This window comes from Streptomyces sp. NPDC111802, from assembly GCF_055634335.1.
In genome coordinates, this window is the sequence record NZ_JBVKCZ010000013.1 from 162,184 (window position 1) to 186,875 (window position 24,692).

The 24,692-nt window shown below is 69.2% G+C and carries 21 protein-coding genes and 6 tRNA genes; 13 read left to right on the top strand and 14 right to left on the bottom strand.

What is annotated here, in order from left to right:
* Position 1 precedes the first annotated feature (1 nt).
* The 4 genes from ACZ7NC_RS17020 to ACZ7NC_RS17035 all read right to left on the bottom strand — a co-directional run bounded on the left by ACZ7NC_RS17020 (position 2) and on the right by ACZ7NC_RS17035 (position 1,804).
* Positions 2 to 961, bottom strand: coding sequence for an ABC transporter ATP-binding protein (locus ACZ7NC_RS17020; RefSeq protein ID WP_471488966.1), 960 nt, complete (start codon positions 959 to 961; stop codon positions 2 to 4).
* 131 nt (positions 962 to 1,092) lie between these two features.
* Positions 1,093 to 1,165, bottom strand: a tRNA-Gly gene (locus ACZ7NC_RS17025).
* 80 nt (positions 1,166 to 1,245) lie between these two features.
* Positions 1,246 to 1,317, bottom strand: a tRNA-Gly gene (locus tag ACZ7NC_RS17030).
* Between the two features lie 169 nt (positions 1,318 to 1,486).
* Positions 1,487 to 1,804, bottom strand: coding sequence for a histone-like nucleoid-structuring protein Lsr2 (locus ACZ7NC_RS17035; protein ID WP_148000186.1), 318 nt, complete (start codon positions 1,802 to 1,804; stop codon positions 1,487 to 1,489).
* Positions 1,805 to 2,083: 279 nt separating this feature from the next.
* On the opposite strand from ACZ7NC_RS17035, the gene purS reads away from it, so the two are divergent.
* From purS to purL, 3 genes are read left to right on the top strand one after another with little or no spacing between them, the layout of a single operon-like run.
* Entirely contained in the window at positions 2,084 to 2,347 is a 264-nt protein-coding gene (purS, locus tag ACZ7NC_RS17040; protein ID WP_019982969.1) for a phosphoribosylformylglycinamidine synthase subunit PurS, read from the top strand.
* Complete coding sequence (gene purQ / locus ACZ7NC_RS17045; RefSeq protein WP_471488969.1) at positions 2,344 to 3,024, top strand: phosphoribosylformylglycinamidine synthase subunit PurQ; 681 nt, start codon at positions 2,344 to 2,346, stop codon at positions 3,022 to 3,024. The genes purS and purQ overlap by 4 nt, the downstream gene beginning before the upstream one ends.
* Complete coding sequence (gene purL / locus ACZ7NC_RS17050) at positions 3,021 to 5,279, top strand: phosphoribosylformylglycinamidine synthase subunit PurL (RefSeq protein ID WP_471488971.1); 2,259 nt, start codon at positions 3,021 to 3,023, stop codon at positions 5,277 to 5,279. Before purQ ends, purL begins: the two co-directional genes overlap by 4 nt.
* A 53-nt stretch (positions 5,280 to 5,332) precedes the next feature.
* On the opposite strand, the gene ACZ7NC_RS17055 is transcribed toward purL, so the two are convergent.
* A complete protein-coding gene (locus ACZ7NC_RS17055) occupies positions 5,333 to 5,917 on the bottom strand; it encodes a Uma2 family endonuclease (protein WP_471488973.1) in 585 nt (194 codons plus the stop codon).
* Positions 5,918 to 5,998: 81 nt separating this feature from the next.
* Here ACZ7NC_RS17055 and ACZ7NC_RS17060 point away from each other — a divergent pair, with 81 nt between their 5' ends.
* The 5 genes from ACZ7NC_RS17060 to purM all read left to right on the top strand — a co-directional run bounded on the left by ACZ7NC_RS17060 (position 5,999) and on the right by purM (position 10,971).
* A complete protein-coding gene (locus tag ACZ7NC_RS17060) occupies positions 5,999 to 6,598 on the top strand; it encodes a M23 family peptidase (protein WP_471488975.1) in 600 nt (199 codons plus the stop codon).
* A gap of 10 nt (positions 6,599 to 6,608) precedes the next feature.
* Complete coding sequence (locus tag ACZ7NC_RS17065; RefSeq protein WP_471488977.1) at positions 6,609 to 7,406, top strand: maleylpyruvate isomerase family mycothiol-dependent enzyme; 798 nt, start codon at positions 6,609 to 6,611, stop codon at positions 7,404 to 7,406.
* Between the two features lie 80 nt (positions 7,407 to 7,486).
* A complete protein-coding gene (locus ACZ7NC_RS17070) occupies positions 7,487 to 8,257 on the top strand; it encodes an META domain-containing protein (protein WP_471488979.1) in 771 nt (256 codons plus the stop codon).
* A gap of 71 nt (positions 8,258 to 8,328) precedes the next feature.
* A complete protein-coding gene (gene purF / locus ACZ7NC_RS17075) occupies positions 8,329 to 9,858 on the top strand; it encodes an amidophosphoribosyltransferase (protein ID WP_471488981.1) in 1,530 nt (509 codons plus the stop codon).
* 45 nt (positions 9,859 to 9,903) lie between these two features.
* On the top strand, positions 9,904 to 10,971 hold the full coding sequence (purM, locus tag ACZ7NC_RS17080) for a phosphoribosylformylglycinamidine cyclo-ligase (protein WP_471488983.1): 1,068 nt from the start codon (positions 9,904 to 9,906) through the stop codon (positions 10,969 to 10,971).
* An 88-nt stretch (positions 10,972 to 11,059) separates the two neighbouring features.
* Here the strand turns inward: purM and ACZ7NC_RS17085 are convergent, their stop codons facing one another.
* Together ACZ7NC_RS17085 and ACZ7NC_RS17090 are read right to left on the bottom strand one after the other, a co-directional pair.
* A complete protein-coding gene (locus ACZ7NC_RS17085; protein WP_471488985.1) occupies positions 11,060 to 11,317 on the bottom strand; it encodes a DUF3073 domain-containing protein in 258 nt (85 codons plus the stop codon).
* A 306-nt stretch (positions 11,318 to 11,623) separates the two neighbouring features.
* Positions 11,624 to 12,712, bottom strand: a complete 1,089-nt coding sequence (locus ACZ7NC_RS17090; protein WP_471488987.1) for a Leu/Phe/Val dehydrogenase — start codon at positions 12,710 to 12,712, stop codon at positions 11,624 to 11,626.
* A gap of 222 nt (positions 12,713 to 12,934) precedes the next feature.
* Between ACZ7NC_RS17090 and ACZ7NC_RS17095 the strand changes: the two genes are divergently transcribed.
* Positions 12,935 to 13,777 (top strand): DUF8083 family protein, encoded by an 843-nt coding sequence (locus tag ACZ7NC_RS17095; protein ID WP_471488989.1) that lies wholly within the window; start codon positions 12,935 to 12,937, stop codon positions 13,775 to 13,777.
* A gap of 551 nt (positions 13,778 to 14,328) precedes the next feature.
* Complete coding sequence (bldC, locus tag ACZ7NC_RS17100) at positions 14,329 to 14,535, top strand: developmental transcriptional regulator BldC (RefSeq protein WP_003949541.1); 207 nt, start codon at positions 14,329 to 14,331, stop codon at positions 14,533 to 14,535.
* Between the two features lie 535 nt (positions 14,536 to 15,070).
* Here bldC and ACZ7NC_RS17105 read toward each other — a convergent pair.
* From ACZ7NC_RS17105 to ACZ7NC_RS17135, 7 genes are all read right to left on the bottom strand, one after another.
* Positions 15,071 to 15,265, bottom strand: coding sequence for a DUF6274 family protein (locus tag ACZ7NC_RS17105; RefSeq protein WP_471488991.1), 195 nt, complete (start codon positions 15,263 to 15,265; stop codon positions 15,071 to 15,073).
* 185 nt (positions 15,266 to 15,450) lie between these two features.
* A tRNA-Asp gene (locus tag ACZ7NC_RS17110) sits at positions 15,451 to 15,525 on the bottom strand.
* A 94-nt stretch (positions 15,526 to 15,619) separates the two neighbouring features.
* Positions 15,620 to 19,564 (bottom strand): ATP-dependent RNA helicase HrpA, encoded by a 3,945-nt coding sequence (gene hrpA, locus ACZ7NC_RS17115; RefSeq protein WP_471488993.1) that lies wholly within the window; start codon positions 19,562 to 19,564, stop codon positions 15,620 to 15,622.
* Between the two features lie 102 nt (positions 19,565 to 19,666).
* Positions 19,667 to 19,740: transfer RNA gene (locus ACZ7NC_RS17120), tRNA-Phe, on the bottom strand.
* Positions 19,741 to 19,764: 24 nt separating this feature from the next.
* Positions 19,765 to 19,839, bottom strand: a tRNA-Asp gene (locus ACZ7NC_RS17125).
* 37 nt (positions 19,840 to 19,876) lie between these two features.
* Positions 19,877 to 19,949, bottom strand: a tRNA-Glu gene (locus tag ACZ7NC_RS17130).
* An 80-nt stretch (positions 19,950 to 20,029) separates the two neighbouring features.
* Positions 20,030 to 21,592 (bottom strand): metallophosphoesterase family protein, encoded by a 1,563-nt coding sequence (locus ACZ7NC_RS17135; RefSeq protein ID WP_471488995.1) that lies wholly within the window; start codon positions 21,590 to 21,592, stop codon positions 20,030 to 20,032.
* A gap of 85 nt (positions 21,593 to 21,677) precedes the next feature.
* Here ACZ7NC_RS17135 and ACZ7NC_RS17140 point away from each other — a divergent pair, with 85 nt between their 5' ends.
* The 3 genes from ACZ7NC_RS17140 to ACZ7NC_RS17150 form a co-directional block, all read left to right on the top strand.
* A complete protein-coding gene (locus ACZ7NC_RS17140) occupies positions 21,678 to 22,028 on the top strand; it encodes a metallopeptidase family protein (protein WP_471488997.1) in 351 nt (116 codons plus the stop codon).
* 112 nt (positions 22,029 to 22,140) lie between these two features.
* Positions 22,141 to 22,683 (top strand): hypothetical protein, encoded by a 543-nt coding sequence (locus ACZ7NC_RS17145; protein WP_471488999.1) that lies wholly within the window; start codon positions 22,141 to 22,143, stop codon positions 22,681 to 22,683.
* A 228-nt stretch (positions 22,684 to 22,911) separates the two neighbouring features.
* Positions 22,912 to 24,692: DEAD/DEAH box helicase (locus ACZ7NC_RS17150; protein WP_471489001.1), on the top strand; the 1,781-nt coding region annotated here is incomplete at its 3' end.

Here is a 24,692-nt window from a genome sequence, read left to right on the forward strand (position 1 = left end):
CTCATGCCGCGTACTCCTTCTTCTCGGCGGCGCCTGCCGCCTCCCGGGCGATGCCCAGGAACGCCTCCTCCAGCGACGCCGACCGCACATCCAGCCGCCGCAGCTCCACCCCGGCCTCCTCGGCCCACACCAGCAGCCGGGTCGCCGCCCGCTGGAGCTGGTGGGTGCGCAGCCGTACGACCCGTCCGTCGACCTCGTGCCCGGCCACGCCCAGCTCACCGAGCGGCGGCAGGTCCCCCAGGAAGTAGCCCTCGGGCAGTTCGAAGGCGATCCGCGACGGCTGGGCCGCGGTCACCTCCGCGGGCGTCCCGGCGGCCGCGATCCGCCCGTCGTGCAGGATCGCGAGCCGGTCGGCGAGACCCTCGGCCTCCTCCAGGTAGTGCGTGGTCAGCAGCACGGTCGTCCCGGTGTCGCGCAGCTCCCGCACCAACTCCCAGGTGTCCCGGCGCCCTTCGGCGTCGAGCCCGGTCGTCGGCTCGTCCAGGAACAGCACCTCGGGGTTCCCGAGCAGCGCGAGCGCCAGGTCCAGGCGCCGCCGCTCACCCCCGGACAACTGCTTCACCCGTACGTCTGCCTTCCCGGCCAGCCGCACCCGCTCCAGCACCTCCAGCGGGGGCCGCGCCCCGCTCACGCACCCGGCCCACATCCGTGCGGTCTCGGCGACGGTCAGCTCGGACGGAAAGCCGCCGTCCTGCAACATCACCCCGGTCCGCGGCCGTACGACGTCCCGCTCGGCGTGGGGATCGTGCCCGAGCACCCGCACTCGTCCCCTGGCCGGCCGGGCAAGCCCTTCCAGCAGCTCGACGGTCGACGTCTTGCCGGCGCCGTTGGTGCCGAGCAGCGCGAATACCTCCCCGCGGTCCACGTGGAAGGAGATGCCGCGCACCGCCTCGAACCCGCCCCCGTACACACGCCGCAGGTCGCTGACCTCAATCACGTGTTCGTGTTCGTTGATGTCCATGACATCAGCGTCCCGGCGAATCGAAGCCGGCAGCAGTGCGCGGTGTCACCGCTCCGCATGACAAATGTCAGAGATCCGGCGCGGGACACGAAAAGACCCCCGGTCCATCAGGACCGGGGGTCTCATTCCCGAGCGGACGACGAGGCTCGAACTCGCGACCTCAACCTTGGCAAGGTTGCGCTCTACCAACTGAGCTACGTCCGCATTGCCCCCGACCGGCTCTCACCGATCGGTGCGAGCACCAGCCTACCTGATCCACATCAGTGCTCAGTACGGCGGTGCAGAGCGGGTGACAGGAATTGCACACTGCGCCTTCCCCCTGGAAGGGGGATGTTCTGCTACTGAACTACACCCGCATGCTCGGCGAGCTGGGCTTTTTCTGCCCCGCCCGGCGGCGTGCTCCAGACATTAGCTGATCAGCAGGGGGGTAGCGCAAGTCGGTTGTCGCACCGGCTCAAGTCGGCCGCCCTCAGGGCATGCTGACGGACCCTGAGGGCAGGGCCCCGAGGGCGGCCCGCGGGCCCCTCACTGCGCCGAGGCGAACGCCTCGTAGACCTTCTTGGGGATGCGGCCGCGGGCCGGCACCTCCATCTTGTTGGCCTGCGCCCAGGCCCGGACGGCCGCCGGATCCGGGGCGACCTCGGTCTGCTTGTACGCCTTGCCTGACTTCGACCGCTTGCGGCCGGCGTCCACGTAGGGCGCGAGCGCCTTACGCAGTTTCTTGGCATTGGCTTCATTCAGGTCGATCTCGTACGACTTGCCGTCGAGTCCGAAGGCGATCGTTTCCGCCGCTTCCGAGCCGTCGATGTCGTCAAAGAGAGTGACCACGACCTTCTGCGCCACGAATATCGGTCCCTTCGTACGGCACGTAGACAATTCATTTGTACAGTGCCGGGCAATGTAATGTGAAGCTCGACTAAATCCTCCCGCGTGTCCGATGCGCAATAGGTATCAGGTGTCGATCCGGGATCTTTTCCGGAACTTTTCATCGACAGACGCGCCTCCGTCGGCCCGTGATGGCCATCACGTAGATTCCTACAAGTCGACGCGCGTAGAAATTTTGTGCAGGTAGTCTGAAACCACTGCAGGAACCTGCTCAGCACCACACCACCGGGAGTGCACGTGGCACGCGTCGTAGTCGACGTCATGCTCAAGCCGGAGATCCTCGACCCCCAGGGCCAGGCGGTGCAGCGCGCACTGCCGCGGCTGGGATTCGAAGGCATCTCCGACGTCCGTCAGGGAAAGCGTTTCGAACTGGAAGTTGACGGGCCGGTCGACGACGCCGCGCTCGCCCGCATCCACGATCTTGCGGAATCCTTCCTCGCCAACACCGTGATCGAGGACTTCACCGTCAAGGTGGAGGAAGTCGCGGAGGCCGCGAAGTGACCGCTCGTATTGGCGTCGTCACTTTCCCCGGGAGCCTTGACGACCGGGACACGCAGCGCGCGATCCGCCTCGCGGGCGCCGAACCGGTCGCCCTCTGGCACAAGGACAAGGACCTCAAGCAGGTCGACGCCGTGGTGCTGTGCGGTGGTTTCTCCTACGGCGACTATCTGCGCGCCGGTGCCATCGCCCGCTTCTCGCCGGTGATGGACACGGTCATCGAGCAGGCGAAGGCCGGCCTTCCGGTGCTGGGTATCTGCAACGGCTTCCAGATCCTCACCGAGGCCCACCTGCTGCCCGGGGGGATGCTCGGCAATGACCACCTGCACTTCATCTGCCGCGACCAGAAGCTGCGGGTGGAGAACGCCGCCACTGCCTGGACCAGCGACTACGAGAGCGGGCAGGAGATCCACATCCCGCTCAAGAACATGGACGGCCGGTATGTCGCCGACCGGTACACGCTGGACAAGCTGGAGGCCGAGGGCCGCGTCGCCTTCCGGTACCTCGACTTCAACCCGAACGGCTCGCTCAACGACATCGCCGGCATCAGCAACGAGGCCGGGAATGTCGTAGGCCTGATGCCGCACCCGGAGCACGCCGTGGAGCCGCTCATCGGCACCGGCCGCACCGACGGCCTCCCCTTCTTCACCTCGATCCTCAAGAAGCTGGTCAACGCATGAGCCGGACGCCTCTGGACACGGTCGAGCACGCGGCCGCGACCCCCGACGTCGAGCTGCCCTGGGCCGAACTCGGCCTGAAGAAGGACGAGTACGAGCGGGTCGTGGAGATCCTCGGCCGCCGGCCCACCGGTGCCGAGCTCGCCATGTACTCGGTCATGTGGTCCGAGCACTGCTCCTACAAGTCGTCGAAGGTCCATCTGCGCCAGTTCGGCGAGAAGGCCCCCGAGAACGACGCCCTCCTCGTCGGCATCGGTGAGAACGCCGGTGTCGTGGACGTCGGCCAGGGTTACGCCGTGACCTTCAAGGTCGAGTCGCACAACCACCCGTCGTACGTGGAGCCCTACCAGGGCGCGGCGACCGGCGTCGGCGGCATCGTGCGCGACATCATCGCCATGGGTGCGCGGCCGGTGGCCGTCGTCGACCCCCTGCGGTTCGGCGCGGCCGACCACCCCGACACCAAGCGTGTCCTGCCGGGCGTCGTCGCCGGCATCGGCGGCTACGGCAACTGCCTGGGCCTGCCCAACATCGGCGGCGAGGTCGTCTTCGACGCCTGCTACCAGGGAAACCCGCTGGTCAACGCCGGTGCCATCGGTGTGATGCGGCACGAGGACATCCACCTCGCGAAGGCGTCCGGCGCGGGCAACAAGGTCATCCTGTACGGGGCCCGTACGGGTGGTGACGGCATCGGTGGCGCGTCGATCCTCGCGTCCGAGACCTTCGACGACGCCAAGCCCTCCAAGCGCCCGGCCGTCCAGGTCGGCGACCCCTTCCAGGAGAAGCTCCTCATCGAGTGCACCCTGGAGGCGTTCGCCGAGAAGCTGGTCGTCGGCATCCAGGACCTCGGCGCGGCCGGTCTGTCCTGCGCCACGTCCGAGCTGGCCTCCAACGGTTCCGGCGGCATGCGCGTGACGCTGGACGACGTCCCGCTCCGCGACTCCACGCTCTCGCCCGAGGAAATCCTCATGAGCGAGTCGCAGGAGCGCATGTGCGCGGTCGTCGAGCCGGAGAAGGTCGACCGGTTCCTGGAGATCTGCGAGAAGTGGGACGTCATCGCCACCGTCATCGGTGAGGTGACGGACGGCGACCGCCTGGAGATCTACTGGCACGGCGGCAAGATCGTCGACGTCGACCCGCGGACCGTGGCGCACGAGGGCCCGGTCTACGAGCGCCCGTACGCCCGTCCGGACTGGCAGGACACCCTCCAGGCCGACGACGCGAACAAGCTGCCGCGGCCCGGGACGTCGGACGAGCTGAAGGACCAGGTCCTGAAGCTGGTCGGCTCCCCGAACCAGGCCTCCAAGAAGTGGGTCACCTCGCAGTACGACCACTTCGTGCAGGGCAACACCGTCCTCGCCCAGCCCGAGGACTCCGGCATGATCCGCATCGACGAGAAGACCGGCCTCGGCGTCGCCATCGCGACGGACGGCAACGGCCGGTACGCCAAGCTGGACCCGTACACGGGCGCCCAGCTGGCCCTCGCCGAGGCGTACCGCAACGTCGCCACCACCGGCGCCAAGCCGCTGGCCGTCTCCGACTGCCTGAACTTCGGCTCGCCCGAGGACCCGGCCGTCATGTGGCAGTTCGCGGAGGCCGTGCGCGGTCTGGCGGACGCCTGCCAGCAGCTCGGCACCCCGGTGACCGGCGGCAATGTCTCGCTCTACAACCAGACGGGCGAGGTCGCCATCCACCCGACGCCGGTCGTCGCGGTCCTCGGCGTCATCGACGACGTGGCCCGGCGTACGCCGGTCGCCTTCCAGGAGGAGGGCCAGCTGCTGTACCTCCTCGGCGACACGCGTGAGGAGTTCAGTGGCTCGGCCTGGTCACAGGTGGTCCACGACCACCTCGGCGGGCTGCCCCCGAAGGTCGACCTGGAGCGTGAGCGGCTGCTCGCCGAGATCCTGATCTCCGCCTCCCGCGACGGCATGATCGACTCGGCGCACGACCTGTCCGACGGCGGTCTGATCCAGGCGGTCGTGGAGTCGGCGCTGCTCGGCGGCAAGGGCGCGCGGCTGATCGTCCCGGACGGCCTGGACGCGTTCACCTTCCTCTTCTCCGAGTCGGCCGGCCGCGCCATCGTGGCCGTCCCGCGCTCGGAGGAGGTCCGCTTCAACGACATGTGCGGCGCGCGGGGCCTGCCGGTCACCCGCGTCGGTGTCGTCGACGGTGACTCCGTGGAGCTTCAGGGCGAGTTCGCGCTCACCCTGGAGGAGCTGCGCGAGACGCACGAGGCGACGATTCCGGCGCTGCTGGCGTAGTCGGCAGTACGACATGAAGGTCCCGTCCGGTCAACGGACGGGACCTTCTCGGCTCACCGCACGTAGCTCTTGAGGATCTCCGTGTCGAGCTCGATGCCGATCGGGTCGGGGACGACCACGTTTTCGCCGAACTTCGCGACCTGAACTTCGCGATAGCCCCCGACCTGCCGGTCAGGGGAGCTGTGCACGGTGACCGTGCAGCTGTCGCGGTCGATCAGGAGGTACAGCGGGATGCCGGACTGGCCGTAGGCGGCCGGCTTCTCGTGCCGGTCCCGGCGGTCCGTGTCCGAGTCGTACGAGGTGACCTCGACGACCATGAGAGCCCCGTCGGGGTCGGCCCACTCGCCGTGCCCCGCGAAGTGCGCTTCGGGCGCGAGCACCGCGTCCGGTTTCGCCCTGCCCTCCCGGTACGCCTCGACCCGGAGTCCTTGACCTTGATACAGGTCCAGGTCGGGCCGGGTCTGCATACAGCGCCGGGCCAGCCAGGACACGATGGTGCTGTGGCCCCCGTCCGTCGCCGCTTTGACTCCGATCCGTCCGTTGATGAACTCCAACGTGACGGTCTCGGGAGCGGCGGCGGCGATCGTTTCGAACTCCGCCACCGACATCTGAGACGTGCGCTCGGCCATAGCCGTCATGTTCCCCTCCTCCCAGGCGGAGACCAGTGTGGGGTGGATCCGGCGGTGCGGGATGTTTTCCAAAGCCGATCACCCGGACAGGTGACCGACCATGGATCCAAACTCGGCGCCCGGCTCGCCCGCGAGCCCATCGAGGCCGATCCGCCCGTCGCCGGCCGCCGGTCGGCGCTCAACATCCCGGCCGCCCGCACCCCGAGCCACGGCACCCACGCATACGGCCGGACCTACCCCATCGACATCGTCGCCGAGCCCGAGCCGGGCACCCTCCCCGGGCTCCGCGCGCCGTGGCCGCCCGCCCGCCGCAACAGCGCCTTCCCCGCCTACGGCGCCCCCCTCCACGCCGTGGCCGACGCCACCGTCGTACGGGCCGTCGACGACCAGCGCGACCACCTCAGCCGCACCTCTCTCCTCGGGCTGCTGTACCTGATGATCGTGGAGGCATCCGTACGCGACCTGTCCGGCGTCAAGCGGGTCGTCGGCAACCACGTCGTCCTCGACCTCGGCGACGGCACCCACGCCCTCTACGTCCACCTGCGGCGCGGCTCGCTCCTCCACTTCCAGCTGATGAACGGCGCCGACCCGGACACCGCCCGCGGTATCCCCTTCACCTGGCGCGGAGTCGGCGTCCCCCGCGGCCGTGAGATCTTCGAGCCGCCCACGACGGCATCGCAGCCCACATAGGCTGCCCCCCATGCCCCCGGCCAAGAAGCGCGCCCGCGCCTACGACCCCGCCAGGATCCGCACCGCGGTGCTCACCCAGTTCGGGCACGTACGGCAGGCCGTACGCACCCTCACCGACGAGCAGCTCGCGCTGCCCACCCGGCTGCCGGGCTGGACCGTGCGGGACCTGGCCGCGCACGTGACCATGGCCGTGGAGAGCGTCAGCCGTAACCTCGACCGCGACGAGCCGGGCAAGGCCGAACTGACCCTCCTGGAGTGGCCCTTCGCCACCGCCGCCCGGGCCGGCGACATCGCCGACCGCACTCAGGACCTCGCCGCCGCCAACCCTGACCTCGACGCCCTCTACGCCCGTACCGAGGAGCGGCTCACCGAGAGGCTCGCGGACGTGTCCGGCGACCGCCTCCTCGCGGCCCGCACCGGCGCGATGACTCTCGCCGACTACCTGGTCACCCGAACCGTCGAAGTGGTCGTCCACACCGACGACCTCAACGCCGCCGTCCCCGGCCTCGACATCCCCTACGACCGCCAGGCCCTCGCCGCCTGCACCCGCCTGCTCGCCGACGCGCTCGCCGCGAAGGCGCCCGGCGGTTCGACCGAGGTGCGGATCCCGCCGTACGCCGTCGTGCAGTGCGTCGAGGGACCCCGGCACACCCGGGGCACCCCGCCGAACGTCGTCGAGACCGACCCGCTGACCTGGATCCGGCTGGCGACCGGGCGCGTGGCCTGGAAGGACGCCGTCGCCGAGGCCAAGGTGAGCGCGAGCGGGGAGCGGGCGGACCTGGGCGGGCTGCTGCCGCTCATGGGGTGACACCCCTGTGACACCCCTGAGGGCGGCGAACGGAACCGGTCCCGTGTCCCTCCCGTCCCACCGGCATGGACACACTCGGCATGGACACAAAGCGACTGGCCGCCCTCGCCGCGCTCACCCTCCTCCCGCTCGCCGCCGCCTGCGGCAGCGAGGACGCGGGCAGCGAATCGGTCGGTGCCGGGGCGGCGGCCTCGGTCACCGGCGTCCACTGGGCCGTCGACGACATCACCGTCGACGGGAAGAAGAGCGACGCCCCGGGCACCGCCTGGCTGAAGATCGCCGACGGCGGCGCGGTCAAGGGCAACCTCGGCTGCAACAACTTCGGCGCCGACGCCGCCTTCGCCGACAGCCAGGTCACCTTCGAGCAGATGCAGGCGACCGAGATGGCCTGCGAGGGCGTCCCCGCGAACTTCGAGCAGACCCTCGCCCGCACCCTCGCCGACGGCGACCTCAGGACCGAGGTCGAGGGCGACAAGCTCACCCTCACCACCGCGGACGGCGACCGCGTGGCCCTCAGCAAGCAGAAGGCGGCCCCGCTCAAGGGCACGAAGTGGACCGTCACCAGCCCCGACGCGAACGGCAAGGCCCACCTCACCATCGACCCGAAGACCGGACAGGTCAGCGGAAGCCTGGGCTGCAACAAGGTGAAGGCAGAGGCGACGGTCCGCGACGGCAGTATCACGCTCGGCACGGCGTCCACCACACGAATGATGTGCGACACCTCACTCATGAAGACGGAGAAGGCCCTGCTGGGCCTCTTCGACGGGACCGTCGATTACCGGATCGATCACCGCAACCTCACTCTGACCAGCGAAAACGGCGAGCGCGTGAACGCGACCGCCGCAGAGTGATCCTTTGCGACAGCGCTGATCAGGTATTCCCCAATTCGGACCAGTGGTCGATCTCGCCTACACTCGGTGCCGTGCCACGTGGTGACGGTCGACTCAATCATGATCTGCTCCCCGGTGAGAAAGGCCCCCAGGACGCTTGCGGCGTCTTCGGTGTCTGGGCTCCGGGCGAAGAGGTCGCCAAGCTCACTTACTTCGGGCTCTACGCCCTCCAGCATCGGGGCCAGGAATCCGCGGGAATCGCGGTCAGCAACGGCTCCCAGATCCTCGTCTTCAAGGACATGGGCCTGGTCTCCCAGGTCTTCGACGAGACCTCCCTCGGCTCGCTCCAGGGTCACATCGCGGTGGGTCACGCCCGCTACTCGACCACCGGCGCCTCCGTCTGGGAGAACGCCCAGCCGACGTTCCGTGCCACCGGCCACGGCTCCATCGCGCTCGGCCACAACGGCAACCTGGTCAACACGGCCCAGCTCGCCGAGATGGTCGCCGATCTGCCCAAGCAGGAGGGCGGCCGCACCCCGCGCGTCGCGGCCACCAACGACACCGACCTGCTGACCGCGCTGCTCGCGGCCCAGGTCGACGAGGACGGCAAGCCGCTGACCATCGAGGAGGCCGCCCACCAGGTCCTCCCCCAGGTCAAGGGCGCCTTCAGCCTCGTCTTCATGGACGAGCACACCCTCTACGCCGCCCGTGACCCGCAGGGCATCCGCCCGCTGGTCCTCGGCCGCCTGGAGCGTGGCTGGGTCGTCGCCTCCGAGTCCGCCGCCCTCGACATCTGCGGTGCCAGCTACGTCCGTGAGGTCGAGCCGGGCGAGTTCGTCGCCATCGACGAGAACGGCCTGCGCACCTCGCGATTCGCGGAAGCGAAGCCCAAGGGCTGTGTCTTCGAGTATGTGTACCTGGCCCGCCCGGACACCGACATCGCCGGCCGGAACGTCTACCTCTCCCGTGTGGAGATGGGCCGCAAGCTCGCGAAGGAAGCCCCGGTCGAGGCCGACCTGGTCATAGCGACCCCGGAGTCCGGCACCCCGGCCGCGATCGGCTACGCGGAGGCCAGCGGCATCCCGTTCGGCGCCGGTCTGGTGAAGAACGCCTACGTCGGACGTACGTTCATCCAGCCCTCGCAGACCATCCGCCAGCTCGGCATCCGCCTGAAGCTGAACCCGCTGAAGGAAGTCATCAAGGGCAAGCGGCTGGTCGTCGTCGACGACTCGATCGTGCGCGGCAACACCCAGCGCGCCCTGGTCCGCATGCTCCGCGAGGCGGGCGCGGCGGAGGTCCACATCCGGATCTCCTCCCCGCCGGTGAAGTGGCCGTGCTTCTTCGGCATCGACTTCGCCACCCGCGCCGAGCTCATCGCCAACGGCATGTCCATCGACGAGATCGGTACCTCGCTGGGTGCCGACTCCCTCTCCTACATCTCCATCGACGGCATGATCGAGGCGACCACCATCGCCAAGCCGAACCTCTGCCGCGCCTGCTTCGACGGCGAGTACCCGATGGAGCTCCCCGACCCCGAGCTGCTCGGCAAGCAGCTGCTGGAGACGGAGCTGGCCGCCGGCCCGGCCGCCACGGCCGCCGCCGACGCCATCCGCCGTCCGTAGACGGCCCGTAACACCTGCCGTACGACACGAAGGTTCTCATTAGCCATGTCTGAGACAACTGGTGCCAGCTACGCAGCCGCGGGCGTCGACATCGAGGCGGGCGACCGCGCGGTAGAGCTGATGAAGGAGTGGGTGAAGAAGACCCAGCGCCCCGAGGTCCTCGGCGGCCTCGGCGGTTTCGCCGGCCTCTTCGACGCCTCCGCCCTCAAGCGCTACGAGCGCCCGCTGCTCGCCTCCGCCACCGACGGAGTCGGCACCAAGGTCGACGTCGCCCGCCAGATGGGTGTCTACGACACGATCGGCCACGACCTGGTCGCGATGGTCATGGACGACATCGTGGTGTGCGGCGCCGAGCCGCTGTTCATGACCGACTACATCTGCGTCGGCAAGGTCCACCCCGAGCGGGTCGCCGCCATCGTCAAGGGCATCGCCGAGGGCTGTGTGCTCGCCGGCTGTGCCCTGGTGGGCGGCGAGACGGCCGAGCACCCGGGTCTGCTGGGCGAGGACGACTTCGACGCGGCCGGCGCCGGTACGGGCGTCGTGGAGGCCGACCGGCTGCTGGGCGCCGATCGCATCCGTACGGGTGACGCGGTGATCGCCATGGCGGCGTCCGGGCTTCACTCGAACGGGTACTCGCTGGTCCGGCACGTCCTGCTGAACCAGGCCGGCCTCGCCCTGGACGCGCGGATCGAGGAGTTCGGCCGCACCCTCGGCGAGGAGCTGCTGGAGCCCACGAAGATCTACTCGCTGGACTGTCTGGCGCTGACCCGGACCACCGACGTGCACGCCTTCTCGCACATCACCGGCGGCGGCCTCGCGGCCAACCTGGCCCGGGTGATCCCGGACGGTCTGCACGCGATCGTCGACCGCTCCACCTGGACCCCGGCCCCGATCTTCGACCTCGTCGGCAAGACCGGTCAGGTCGAGCGCCTGGAGCTGGAGAAGACCCTGAACATGGGCGTGGGCATGATCGCGATCCTCCCGGAGGAGTCCGCGGACGTGGCCCTGGCGACGCTGGCCGACCGAGGCGTGGACGCCTGGGTCGCAGGCGAGATCACGGACCGGGGCGAGCACACCACCGGTGCCGCCCTGGTCGGAACGTATGCGCGCTAAGCGCGCCGCGAGCTGAGACCGGCGAAAGCAGCGCAAAACCCGGTCCGGCGGGTAACCGCTCAGGACCGGGTCAGGCACTGCTGGATAGTCAAGCGCCGCGGCGATGTTGCGACGTGGGACCGGACTCGTCGTCCTCTTCGTCCTCATCGTCGTTGTTGTACAGATCCGCGTACTGGGCGTACGGGTCGTCTTCTTCGTCGTCCTCGAACGGCTCGCCGTTCGGCGGCTGGCTCGAAGTCGAAGCGCCCAGCTCGTTGGCCAGACGCGACAGGTCAGTCCCGCCGCTGTTGTACTTCAGCTGGCGGGCGACCTTCGTCTGCTTGGCCTTGGCCCGGCCGCGCCCCATGGCTCGACCCCCTCGGTGACGGGGCTCGACGGCCCCAGAGTCTTGACACGCGTTCATGATCTGGAACGGGCTCTCCTCGGAGAGACCGGTCCGTAGGGCTTCCACGGTACCTGAGCCCACGCCCATACGGTACGTCGCCCGCAGCACGCGCGTCTGCCCAGGACCCTCGAGGCGCCTTGTCCTCGCTGGTCAACCGCGATTTTAACCACTTCTCGGCAGCCGACCCGCCGACGAACGTGAGAGTTCTCTCTAAGTGTGCGCCGACGGGTCCCTGCCAAACCCCGGTCAGGGGTTCGATACGGCGGATCAGTGCGCGCCGCGTGCCTCCGCCATCCGCTGCTCGGCGATCCGGTCGGCCGCGGCGGCCGGCGGAATCCCATCTGTCTTCGCACGTGCGAATATGGCGAGCGTGGTGTCGTAGATCTTCGCGGCCTTCGCCTTGCACCGGTCGAAGTCGAAGCCGTGCAGCTCGTCGGCGACCTGGATGACACCGCCGGCGTTCACCACGTAGTCGGGCGCGTAGAGGATCCCGCGGTCGGCGACGTCCTTCTCGACGCCCGGGTGGGCGAGCTGGTTGTTGGCGGCGCCGCACACGATCTTCGCGGTCAGCGCGGGCACGGTGTCGTCGTTCAGGGCCCCGCCGAGCGCGCAGGGGGCGTAGATGTCGAGGTCCTCGACGCGGATCAAAGTCGCGGTGTCGGCGACGGCCGTCACACCCGTCGGGTGCGCCGCGAGGATCCGCCCGACCGCCTCCTCGCGGACGTCCGTGATGACGACCTCGGCGCCCTCCGCCCGCAGGTGCTCCACCAGGTGGTGGCCGACCTTGCCGACGCCCGCGATGCCGACCTTGCGGCCACGCAGGGACGGGTCGCCCCACAGATGCTGGGCGGAGGCCCGCATGCCCTGGTAGACGCCGAAGGCGGTGAGCACCGAGGAGTCGCCGGCGCCGCCGTTCTCCGGGGAGCGGCCGGTCGTCCAGCGGCACTCGCGGGCCACGACGTCCATGTCGGCGACGTACGTACCGACGTCGCACGCGGTGACGTAGCGGCCGCCCAGCGAGGCCACGAACCGGCCGTAGGCCAGCAGCAGCTCCTCTGACTTGATCATCTGCGGGTCGCCGATGATCACGGCCTTGCCACCGCCGTGGTCGAGCCCGGCCATGGCGTTCTTGTACGACATTCCGCGCGCGAGGTTCAGCGCGTCGGCGACGGCCTCTTCCTCGGTGGCGTACGGGTAGAAGCGCGTACCGCCGAGGGCCGGGCCCAGGGCGGTGGAGTGGATGGCGATGACGGCCTTGAGGCCGCTGGCGCGGTCCTGGCAGAGCACGACTTGCTCATGACCCCCCTGGTCCGAGTGGAACAGGGTGTGCAGGACGCCGTGTGTTACGTCGGTCACTGTGGTGACTCCTGAGTACGGTGCGGCGGTTGGAGCGGAGCTCCCGTACGGGTGGCGGGAGCTGTGAGCATGAGATTAGACCCGTGAGCGCTCGTCCAACCCGCAGTGCTCAGGATCACCCACTCCCGGAGTACGGCCGTGCGACGATTTGCATAGTTTTCCCGCACGTTTGTAAGCGGGTTTCGCAGGTTTCCCTGGCAGACGGCGGGGGAGGGAGCAGGCGTGCCCAAGGTGTCCTCGGTGATCGTCCCGTACGCGACCTATCTGCGGGTGTACGAACCGCTTGCGGCCTTCCCGGAACCGGAGCGCGGCCACTGGGCGCGTTACGCCCGCAACGCCGACCGGCCGTCGTACCAGGACGAACTACGCCGTTCCCTGGCGGACTTGCTGCCCACCCCGCCCGTCGCCGTTCCGGTGCACGAGAGCGGCGACGCCTTCGTGCTGGAGATCGACGGGGTGCTGTGCGTGTGCCCGTGGCGCACCCGGCTGCGCGGCTGGCAGGCCCTCGGGGAGCTGGCCGACGAACTGCCCGGGCCGGTGCTGGACGCGGTGCTCCCGGAGGTCGTACGGCGCCAGGCCGCCCAGGACTACGAGCGCTGGCTGGCCCGCAACCCCGACGCCCGGCCGTGGATCCGCACCTCGACCTGGCAGGTGCCGCTGCACTGGTTCGTGCTGGTGTCGGACGAGGAGCGGCGCTTCGAGAAGGGCTCGGGCGAGATCCCGCCGATGCTGCGCTACCGGACGCCGATGGTGCAGGCGCGGCGACGGGTGGCGCGGGCGCTGCGGACGCTGAGGGACACCGTCGACGAAGGGCCGCTCATCGACGGCCTGGTGGACGTCGGGCGCTGGCTGGAGGAGTTCCACCCGCGCTCGCTGGTCGAGCTGGACTACGGCGGCCTGGTGCACACCCTGCCGGCCGGCGAGTTGGAGGACGACCACTCGGCGGCGGACGTGGCCGACGGCATCGAGGCGCTGCGGCAGGGCGACGGGGCGGGCGCCGGGGAGGCCTACGGGCGGCTCATGGAGCGGTGGCGCTCGGTGCGGGACCGACGGTCGGCGAACTGACGTCCGGTGTGATGTAGCGCACCGTGTGATGTAACGAACTGGCGTTTGACGACACGCCCGTTTTGGGGTTTCGTGCTCGTTCTGAGGTTCTTGATGCCTCGTCAACAAGGGACGTAGAACCCGATCCGGGCGTATGCATCAAGAGTGCCTCAACGCGCGTAAGCGTGACGGACCGCACGTACGCGGCCCTTGCGCCCCCAACCCCCCCTCGTGCCAAAATAGGACAAGGAGTCCGGGGAGGACTCCATCTCGACATTGCACACTTTGGGGGGTCTTGTGACTCCTGCACGCCGCTGTGACTGATCGTCACAGTGGCGTGACTGTCCGCTATGGCATGGTCCATCGGCTTCCGTCGCTGATGAACACCTGGGAGGGCAATTCCATCGGTTTGGCCGACGCGGCTGGACAGATGGTGTAGTTGTAGTGCCGAGGACAAGCCGTTCGTCCTATAACCGACTCGACTCGCGTCCGCCATTTCGGGCAACGCGGGTCAAGGTGCAGAATTTAGAGGAAAGAACCGAGAAGGTTCGGTTCTCCCGAGGAGGCCGCTCATGACCGCTCGCACCCCTGATGCCGAGCCGCTGCTGACCCCGGCTGAGGTCGCCACGATGTTCCGCGTCGACCCCAAGACGGTCACGCGGTGGGCGAAGGCCGGGAAGCTTACTTCCATCCGTACGCTCGGCGGACATCGCCGTTACCGCGAGGCTGAGGTCCGCGCTCTGCTCGCGGGCATCCCGCAGCAGCGCAGCGAGGCCTGAACAGCTGCATAACCGGGCAAACCGGCAGTTCCCCCAACTTGCCGCAGCGCCCGAACTCTAGCTCCAAGCGACGCGGGTTCTGCCCCAACAGAGCTCACGCCCAAGCCGTCAGAGCACTTCAGGCACGCAACAAGGGTGCGTCGTAGATCGCGCTGGACTCCGCCGGGTCCAGCGCGATCTTTTTTGTGCGCGGGATGTGTGCCGGCGGTGGTCCTGTGAGTGGGCTTGTCGGAGTCTGGGGAGGGCTGTCGGATCTCCTGTGGACTCACTCTGCGTGGTCGCCGAGGGTGCGGTCGGACGGCGGCGGGGCAGGGCTGGAGGGGGCTGGGGTGAGCCCCGGAAGCTGGTGCAATTGCACATATTAAATTGACCAGTTGTAGGAGAGGTGTAAGCCCTACCTGCCCGGAAACTTATGCGGTGACACCCGTCACATGCCGTGATGCTTGTTGCCTCTGGCCTATGTGCGCTATTGGGAGGCCAGTGATCCATTGGCCCTTGCTCGGGCGGGAGTTGGCGTCGGTGACGCGATGCCGGGTCACGCGGTGGACGGGGCTTCGTCGACGATGACCTCGTCCGGGACCGGTTCGTAGCTGCGGGTGCCGGGGTCCATCGCCAGGCGCAGCAGTTGGCGGCAGATCGGGCAGTGGCGGGTGCGATGCCGGTAGGGGGAAGCGGCCGCCAGGTGTGCGCGGAGCAGTGCTCGCGTCTCGTGCCTCGCCGATGCCGCCATACGCCACCTCCAGGGGCCACGCGGGGAAGGGCCCTGATTTCTGGGTACCGAGCGAATGCGACGCCGTCAAGGCGGCCTGGGGGGCCAGGTCGCCCGGCGCGGGGGGCGTGCGCCGGGTTCTCCCGGCCACCGAAGCAACAAGCGAGGCCCGCTTCCCTCTCGGGAAGCGGGCCTCGCTTCTACTGCGGTCCTGACGGGATTTGAACCCGCGGCCTCCACCTTGACAGGGTGGCGAGCACTCCAAACTGCTCCACAGGACCTGGTTTCGCGGCGCCATTTGTGCGTTGCGCTGCGAGAAGAGACTGTACAGGAGGGGGAGCCCGCTGGTCGAACTCACCCAGCGTGCGCGCCCCGTTACGGTGCCAGAGTGTCGATCGTCTTCACGATCCGCTTGTCCGAGATGGGATACGCCGTACCGAGCGCGTGCGCGAAATAGCTGACGCGGAGCTCCTCCAGCATCCAGCGGACGTCCAGGACCTGCGCGGGCACCGGCCGCCCCTGCGGCATCTGCTCCAGGAGCCAGGCGTACTCGTCCTGCATCTCGTGGACCTTCTCCATGCGCGTGGTGTCCCGCTGGACGTTCGTCGGCATCTGCTGGAGCCGGCGGTCCACCGCGATCAGGTAGCGCATCAGGTCGGGCATGCGCCGCAACCCCGCCTCCGTCACGAAGCCGGGCTTCACAAGGGCGTCCAACTGCTTGCGGACGTCCGTGAGGTTCGCCAGCAACGCGGGGCTGCGTACGGCCTTCAGGCGGCGTTCAGCGGCCTGCCAGGCGGCGAGTACCTGCTGCACCTGGCCCACCGTACGGACCGTCGTGTCGACGATCTCGGCGCGCACCTTCTCGTACAGCTTCCGGTACGACTCCTCGTCCCACGCCGGTCCCCCGAAGTCACCGATCAGCTTGTCCGCCGCCGCCATCGCGCAGTCGTCGAAGAGGCCCTGGATCGAGCCGTGCGGGTTCGCCGACAGCGCCAGCTTCTGCGCGTTCGTCAGGTGATCGCTCGCGAATTTCGCCGGGTTGACCGGGATGTTGCGGAGGATCAGGCGGCGCGTGCCCTTCCACATCGCCTGCTGCTGCTCCGCCTCCGTGTCGAAGAGGCGCACCGAGACCGTGTCGCCGTCGTCGACCAGCGCCGGGTACGCCTTGACGGGCTGCCCGGCCCGGCGGGTCTCGAAGACACGGGTGAGCGAGCCGATGGTCCAGTCGGTCAGGCCCTTGCGCTCCAGTGACTCGCCGCCCTGGCGGGAGGCGGTGGCCGCGGCGGCCTGCGACAGGGCCTTGCGCGCCTTCGGCTTCAGGCGGAGCTTCAGGGCCTCCAGGTCCTTGTCCTCGGCCAGCTTGCGCCGGCGCTCGTCGACGATCCGGAAGGTGATGCGCAGATGCTCGGGGACCTTCGACCAGTCGAAGTCGTCGGCGGTGAAGGGCACTCCGACCATGCGCTTCAGTTCCCGGGCCATCGTCACCGGCAACGGCTCCTGCAACGGGACGGCCGTATCGAGGAAGCGCTTCGCGAAGTTCGGCGCCGGTACGTAGTTGCGGCGGATCGGCTTGGGGAGGGAACGGATCAGCTCCGTCACCAGCTCCTCCCTGAGACCCGGGATCTGCCAGTCGAAGCCCTCGTCCGTGACCTGGTTGAGGACCTGGAGCGGAATGTGGACCGTCACACCGTCCGCGTCCGCCCCCGGCTCGAACTGGTAGGTGACACGGAACTTCAGCTGCCCCTGCCGCCACGAGTCCGGATAGTCGGCCTTGGTGACCGCCTCCGCCGACTCCCGGATGAGCATCTCGCGCTCGAAGTCCAGGAACTCCGGCTCCTCGTGTCGCTTGTGCTTCCACCAGGAGTCGAAGTGGGCACCCGACACGACGTGTTCGGGCACCCTCTGGTCATAGAAGTCGAACAGCGTCTCGTCGTCGACGACGATGTCCCTGCGCCGCGCGCGATGCTCCAACTCCTCGACCTCGCTGAGGAGCTTGCGGTTGTCGGCGAAGAACTTGTGGTGCGTGCGCCAGTCCCCCTCGACGAGGGCGTTGCGGATGAACAGCTCCCGGCTGACCTCCGGGTCGATACGGCCGTAGTTGACCTTGCGCTGGGCGATGATCGGGACGCCGTACAGCGTCACCTTCTCGTACGCCATCACGGCCGCCTGGTCCTTCTCCCAGTGCGGTTCGGAGTAGGTGCGCTTCAGGAGGTGCTCGGCGAGCGGTTCGACCCACTCGGGCTCGATCTTGGCGTTGACGCGGGCCCAGAGCCGTGACGTCTCCACCAGCTCAGCCGACATCACGAAGCGCGGGGGCTTCTTGAAGAGGGCCGAGCCGGGGAAGATCGCGAACTTGGCGTTCCGGGCGCCCAGGTAATCGTTCTTCGCGCCCTCCTTCACGTCCTTCATCCCGATGTGGGAGAGGAGGCCCGCGAGGAGGGAGACATGTACGCGGTCGGCGGGGGCGTCGTCCTCGTTGAGGTGGATGCCCATCTGCTTGGCGACCGTGCGCAGCTGGGAGTAGATGTCCTGCCATTCGCGGATGCGCAGGAAGTTCAGGTACTCCTGCTTGCACATCCGGCGGAAGGACGACGAGCCGCGCTCGTGCTGCTGCTCGCGGACATAGCGCCAGAGGTTGAGATAGGCGAGGAAGTCGCTCGACTCGTCCCTGAAGCGCGCGTGCTGCTGGTCGGCCTGCGTCTGCTTGTCCGCCGGGCGCTCGCGCGGGTCCTGGATGGAGAGCGCGGCCGCTATGACCATGACCTCGCGGACACAGCCGTTCTTGTCGGCCTCCAGGACCATACGGGCCAGCCGCGGGTCGACGGGGAGCTGCGCGAGCTTGCGGCCGGTCTGTGTGAGCCGCTTGCGTACGTCCTTCTCGGCCGGGTCGATCGCGCCGAGCTCCTGCAGAAGCTGGACGCCGTCGCGGATGTTGCGGTGGTCCGGCGGGTCGATGAACGGGAACTTCTCGATGTCGCCGAGGCCGGCCGCGGTCATCTGCAGGATGACGGAGGCGAGGTTCGTACGCAGGATCTCCGCGTCCGTGAACTCCGGGCGGGCGAGGAAGTCGTCCTCGGAGTACAGCCGGATGCAGATACCGTCGCTGGTCCGGCCGCAGCGGCCCTTGCGCTGGTTGGCGCTGGCCTGCGAGATCGGCTCGATGGGGAGCCGCTGCACCTTGGTGCGATGGCTGTACCGGCTGATCCGGGCGAAGCCGGGGTCGATGACGTACTTGATGCCCGGAACCGTGAGGGAGGTCTCGGCGACGTTGGTCGCCAGAACGATCCTGCGGCCGGTGTGGGGCTGGAAGACGCGGTGCTGCTCGGCGTGTGAGAGGCGGGCGTAGAGGGGCAGGACCTCCGTGAAGCGGTACTGCTTCTTCGTCAGCGCGTCCGCGGTGTCCCGGATCTCCCGCTCACCGGAGAGAAAGACGAGGATGTCGCCCTTCCCCTCCCCCATCAGCTCCTCGACCGCGTCGCAGATCGCGGTGATCTGGTCGCGGTCGGAATCCTCCGAATCCTCCTCCAGCAGCGGCCGATAGCGCACCTCCACCGGATACGTCCGCCCGCTGACCTCGATGATCGGGGCGTCGCCGAAGTGCCGGGAGAAGCGCTCGGGATCGATGGTCGCCGAGGTGATGACGACCTTCAGATCCGGCCGTTTGGGCAGCAGCTGAGCCAGATATCCGAGCAGGAAGTCGATGTTGAGCGAGCGCTCGTGCGCCTCGTCGATGATGATCGTGTCGTAGGCGCGCAGCTCGCGGTCGGTCTGGATCTCGGCGAGCAGGATGCCGTCGGTCATCAGCTTGATGAAGGTGCCGTCCGGGTTCACCTGGTCGGTGAACCGCACCTTCCAGCCGACGGATTCACCGAGCGGGGTGTCCAGTTCCTCCGCCACCCGCTCGGCGACCGTACGGGCCGCGATCCGGCGGGGCTGGGTGTGCCCGATCATTCCCCTGACACCGCGCCCGAGCTCGACACAGATCTTCGGGATCTGGGTCGTCTTCCCGGAACCGGTCTCACCGGCGACGATCACGACCTGGTGATCGCGGATCGCGGCCGCGATCACGTCCTTCTTCTGGCTGACCGGCAGCTGCTCGGGATACGTGACGGCGGGTACGCGGGCACGGCGAGCGGCTATGCGCTCCTCGCCCTTGGCGATCTCCGTCTCGATCTCGGCGAGCACGGCGGCACGCGCCTCCGGCTTACGGATCTTGCGTGCACCTTCGAGCCGCCGGCCGAGCCGCTGTGCGTCGCGCAGCGAGAGCTCGGTCAGACGGGGGGCCAGGGAGCCGAGGGCGGGGGCAGGGTGCGTAGACATACGGGATCCAGGATCTCATCCCCCCGAAATCCATGGCGAACGGTTTTGCCGCGGGTGGCACGAGAAGACCCCCGTCGATCTGATCGACGGGGGTCTTTTCTGTGGCTGGGGCCGGGGTCGAACCGGCGACCTATCGCTTTTCAGGCGATCGCTCGTACCAACTGAGCTACCCAGCCACGAGGCTTCCGGGGAAGCCTCGGCGGTCCTGACGGGATTTGAACCCGCGGCCTCCACCTTGACAGGGTGGCGAGCACTCCAAACTGCTCCACAGGACCTTGCGATGCGTACGACAGTGTCGCACACCGTACTGCGTGCCCCCAACGGGATTCGAACCCGTGCTACCGCCTTGAAAGGGCGGCGTCCTAGGCCGCTAGACGATGAGGGCTATCGGCCCGCCTGGGCGCTTCTCAGCGCGTCGGGGACGTGAGAAGCATATGGGATGGCGGGAGGTATCGCCAAAACGGTTTACGGGGAGGGGCTGGGTGGGGGAGTAGGGGAGTCGGTCGCGCCCGGTTGGTTCTCCTCCACCAGGTTGCGCCGCACCTCCGCGGTGGTGAGGCCCAGGCCGCCCAGTTCGATCTCGTCCCAGGCCTGGAGGCGGTGGGTGTCGCGGTCGAAGTAGAGGATCGAGGTCTGGATGGGATCGGGGTATTTGCCCTCGACCGCGCGCAGGCCGCTGCCGCCGGTGGAGCCTTCGAGGCGCAGGCGGGTGCCGTACGGCATGACTTCCATCTCCTGGTGGTGGAGGTGGCCGGCCAGGGCCAGTGGGACCTCGCCGTCCGTCTGGCGGGCGGCGACGGGTTCGTGGGCGATGGCGACGTCCACGGGGGTGCCGGCGGCTTCCTGGTCGCGGAGGGAGGTGGCGAGGCGGGCGCCCGCCAGTTCGTTCGCCGCGTCGCCGCCGGCGACCTGGGAGCGGTCGGGGGTGAACTGGGGGTCGCCGATGCCCGCGAAGCGCAGGCCGGCGATGGTCTGCGCCTTGCCGTCGTCCAGGACGTGGACGTTCTTCAGGTCCTCCAGGTAACGCTGGGTCAAGCCTGAGTCGTGGTTGCCGCGGACCCAGACGTAGGGGGCGTCGAGGTCCTCGATGGGGTCGAGGAAGCCGTTCTCGGCGGCCGTGCCGTGGTCCATGGTGTCCCCGGAGTCGACGATCACGTCGACCTTGTACTGGTCGACGAGCGAGGCGATGATCTTCCAGCTCGCCGGGTTGAGGTGGATGTCGGAGACGTGCAGGACGCGGATGGTGCTCGGGTCGGGCGCGTAGGCGGGGAGCGTGGAGGTGGCGTCGTAGAGCTTGGTCACGTTGGTGACCAGGCGGGCCAACTCCTTCTGGTAGACGTCGAATTCGGTGACGATGCTGCGGGCGTTGCCGACCAGGGACGGCGCGGAGGAGAGCAGGCCCGAGAACTTCGGTTCCAGGACCGACTCCGGGTTCCAGGTGGCGTACGCCGTGCCGCCCGACGCGGCCAGGAGGGTCAGGGCGAGGCCGCCGGCGGCCAGGGCCCGGCGGGGGCGGCGGTAGATCGCGAGGCCCAGGGCGGCGGCGCCGGTGACCACGGCCACGCAGCTGCGTACGGCCAGGTCGCGGGTGCCGTCGGCGACGTCCTGGGTGACCTCGTCCTGGAGGCCGGAGAGGCGTTCGGGGTGGTCGACCAGGGCCTGGGCGCGGGCGGGGTCGAGCTGGTCGACGTTGACGTCCAGGCGGACCGGGGCGATGTGGCTGTCCAGCTGGAGGGCGCCGAGCGGGGAGACGTTGATCTTCGTGCCGCCGGTGATGGACGGGCGCAGCGTCATCGTCGTGTTCATGGGGCCGACCGGGACGCGTACGTTGCCGACGATCAGCAGGCCCAGCCAGGCGCCGAGCAGGACGACGGTGACCAGGCCGAGGGCGCGGGTCCAGGGGTGCGGCTGGGTGACCAGTTCCAGCGTGGGGAGCGGGCGGCGGGTGGCGTAGCGGCGGGCGAGAGCGCGTGGCGCCCTGGGTAGGTGACCTAGAACCTTCATTACGGCGGCGGGGACGCGGGCCATTGGTCCCGTATGCCCAACCGCGGCGGCTGATATGCGGGGCCGTTCGCGGCTCCTGCGCGGGGGTGTCGTACCCGACAATGGGGCTGTGCTGGAGATGACGCGCGAGGAGTTCGAGGAACTGGTCGCCGAGGCGCTGGACCGGATTCCGCCGGAGCTGACGCGGCTGATGGACAACGTCGCGGTGTTCGTCGAGGACGAACCGCCCGCGGACGATCCCGAGCTGCTCGGGTTGTACGAGGGGACTCCGCTGACGGATCGCGGTGAGTGGTACGCCGGGGTGCTGCCGGATCGGATCACGATCTACCGGGGGCCGACGCTGCGGATGTGTGCGTCGCGGGAGGAGGTCGTCGAGGAGACCGAGGTGACCGTGGTGCATGAGATCGCGCATCACTTCGGGATCGATGACGAGCGGTTGCACGCGCTCGGTTACGGGTGAGCGAGCGCTGTTACGAAGGTGCGGCCGGGCTGTGTCGCGGGGCGCGTGTCCTCTTGTGGGCGGCGGGAGTTGGGCAGGTTGACTTCTTCGCCCGCCACTGGAGGTGGCCGCCGTGCGCCCCTTGTACGTACCTGTCCGTCTGGCCGCCACGGTCATCGCCGTCGCGGCTGCCGCCGGCTGTATGAGCGTGGGCGACGACGAGGGAGGCGGAAGCGCGAAGCCGTCGCACTCCGCCGGGCAGCGAGGCGGTGAGGCGCCCGACGGGGGGTCGGCCGTGTCGGGCGGTGGGTCCGGGTACGGGCCGCACGCGGACGACGGCAAGCGGGGGAGGGCGAAGGACAAGGGGAAGAAGGGCGCGAAGGGGGCCGCGAAGTCGGCGCCTCCCTCGGCCTCGCCGTCCGCCGAGGTGAGTGTGTCCGCTCCGGCGGGGGGCGGCAGGCCGGACGGGCCGGGGCAGACTGAGAACCCGGGCCCCACGCGTACGGCCGAGCCGACGCCCACCCGGACGGTGGAACCGGAGCCGACGCCGACGCAGGAACCGACGTCCGCCGCGCCCACGCCCACGGAGGCCGAGCCGTCCTCGTCCGCGCACGAGGAGACCGGGCCGCAGCTGGGCCAGCGGGAGCCGGCGCCGGCCGCGGGGACGCCGGCGTGACGTCCGGCGAGTGACGTCGCCTACACCGGCCTCGGTTGATTTGCCTTGGGGGGCTGGGGGTGCGTATGGTGGTAGATCGTTTGATCCCATTTGCCCGGCGCCAACGCAGAGCGCGCCGTGTGGCGCGTACTCTCCCTTGCCGTGGCGGACCGCATAGAGGCGGTCGTAATGCGAATCACGGAGTTGACGGGCGCGTGCCGACGAGACTCCGGAAGGTTTCGCTTACGCATGTCCATTTCCAGTACTGATCACGTCGTAGTGTCCGAGAACGGCGAGAACGAGCCCGTCGAGGAGACCCCCACGGTCACCTTCGCCGACCTCGGTCTCCCCGAGGCAGTCGTGCGCAAGCTCGCGCAGAACGGCGTGACCACCCCCTTCCCGATCCAGGCCGCGACCATCCCGGACGCCCTGGCCGGCAAGGACATCCTGGGCCGTGGCCGTACCGGCTCCGGCAAGACACTGTCGTTCGGTCTGCCGGCCCTGGCCCGGCTGTCCGGCGGCCGCACCGAGAAGCACAAGCCGCGCGCCGTCATCCTCACCCCGACCCGTGAGCTCGCGATGCAGGTCGCGGACGCGCTCCAGCCCTACGGCGACCAGCTCGGCCTGAAGATGAAGGTCGTCTGCGGCGGTACGTCGATGGGGAACCAGATCTACGCCCTGGAGCGGGGCGTCGACGTGCTGGTCGCGACCCCGGGCCGGCTGCGCGACATCATCAACCGCGGCGCCTGCTCGCTGGAGCACGTCGAGGTCGCCGTGCTCGACGAGGCCGACCAGATGTCCGACCTGGGCTTCCTGCCCGAGGTGACCGAGCTGCTCGACCAGGTCCCGCCGGGCGGTCAGCGGATGCTGTTCTCCGCGACGATGGAGAACGAGATCAAGACCCTCGTCGACCGGTACCTGAAGGACCCGGTCCTGCACGAGGTCGACGCGGCGCAGGGCGCGGTGACGACCATGTCGCACCACATCCTGATCGTGAAGCCCAAGGACAAGGCGCCGGTCACCGCCGCGATCGCCTCCCGCAAGGGCCGCACCATCATCTTCGTCCGCACCCAGCTGGGCGCCGACCGAATCGCCGAGCAGCTGCGCGACGCCGGTGTGAAGGCCGACGCGCTGCACGGCGGTATGACGCAGGGCGCGCGGACGCGGACGCTGGCCGACTTCAAGGACGGTTACGTCAACGCGCTCGTCGCCACCGATGTCGCCGCCCGCGGTATCCACGTCGACGGCATCGACCTCGTCCTGAACGTGGACCCGGCCGGTGACCACAAGGACTACCTGCACCGCTCCGGCCGTACCGCTCGCGCGGGCCGCTCCGGCACGGTCGTCTCCCTGTCCCTGCCGCACCAGCGCCGCCAGATCTTCCGGCTGATGGAGGACGCGGGCGTCGACGCCTCGCGCCACATCATCCAGGGCGGGGCCGCGTTCGACCCGGAGGTCGCCGAGATCACCGGCGCCCGTTCGATGACCGAGGTGCAGGCGGAGTCGGCGGGCAACGCCGCTCAGCAGGCCGAGCGCGAGGTCGCCCAGCTCACCAAGCAGCTGGAGCGGGCGCAGCGGCGTGCCGCGGAGCTCCGTGAGGAGTCCGACCGGCTCGTCGCCCGCGCGGCGCGTGAGCGGGGCGAGGACCCGGAGGCCGCGGTGGCCGAGGCGCAGGCCGCGGCGGTCGAGGCCGTCGAGGTGGCCGTGCCCGAGCAGCCGGTGGCGCAGGACGTGGACAAGTCGGAGGCTCCGGCGTACGAGCGTCGTGAGCGTCGGGACAACGACCGTGGCGGCTTCCGTCGGGACGACCGTCGCGATGACCGTGGTGGGCGTTCCTTCGAGCGTCGGGACGACCGGGGCGGCGAGCGCGGTGGGTTCAACCGTGACCGTGGTGACCGTGGGTTCGAGCGTCGGGACAACGACCGTGGCGGCTTCCGTCGCGATGACCGTGGTGGGCGTTCCTTCGAGCGTCGGGACGACCGGGGCGGCGAGCGCGGTGGGTTCAACCGTGACCGTGGTGACCGTGGGTG

What these genes read in the sequence shown, in the direction of transcription:
- ACZ7NC_RS17105 (WP_471488991.1), bottom strand. Translation starts at nt 15,265, where the DNA reads ATGGCGGCATCGGCGAGGCACGAGACGCGAGCACTGCTCCGCGCACAC.
- hrpA (WP_471488993.1), bottom strand. Translation starts at nt 19,564, where the DNA reads ATGTCTACGCACCCTGCCCCCGCCCTCGGCTCCCTGGCCCCCCGTCTG.
- purM (WP_471488983.1), top strand. Translation starts at nt 9,904, where the DNA reads ATGTCTGAGACAACTGGTGCCAGCTACGCAGCCGCGGGCGTCGACATC.
- ACZ7NC_RS17065 (WP_471488977.1), top strand. Translation starts at nt 6,609, where the DNA reads ATGCCCCCGGCCAAGAAGCGCGCCCGCGCCTACGACCCCGCCAGGATC.
- ACZ7NC_RS17055 (WP_471488973.1), bottom strand. Translation starts at nt 5,917, where the DNA reads ATGACGGCTATGGCCGAGCGCACGTCTCAGATGTCGGTGGCGGAGTTC.
- ACZ7NC_RS17135 (WP_471488995.1), bottom strand. Translation starts at nt 21,592, where the DNA reads ATGGCCCGCGTCCCCGCCGCCGTAATGAAGGTTCTAGGTCACCTACCC.
- ACZ7NC_RS17020 (WP_471488966.1), bottom strand. Translation starts at nt 961, where the DNA reads ATGGACATCAACGAACACGAACACGTGATTGAGGTCAGCGACCTGCGG.
- ACZ7NC_RS17070 (WP_471488979.1), top strand. Translation starts at nt 7,487, where the DNA reads ATGGACACAAAGCGACTGGCCGCCCTCGCCGCGCTCACCCTCCTCCCG.
- purL (WP_471488971.1), top strand. Translation starts at nt 3,021, where the DNA reads ATGAGCCGGACGCCTCTGGACACGGTCGAGCACGCGGCCGCGACCCCC.
- ACZ7NC_RS17085 (WP_471488985.1), bottom strand. Translation starts at nt 11,317, where the DNA reads ATGGGGCGCGGCCGGGCCAAGGCCAAGCAGACGAAGGTCGCCCGCCAG.
- bldC (WP_003949541.1), top strand. Translation starts at nt 14,329, where the DNA reads ATGACCGCTCGCACCCCTGATGCCGAGCCGCTGCTGACCCCGGCTGAG.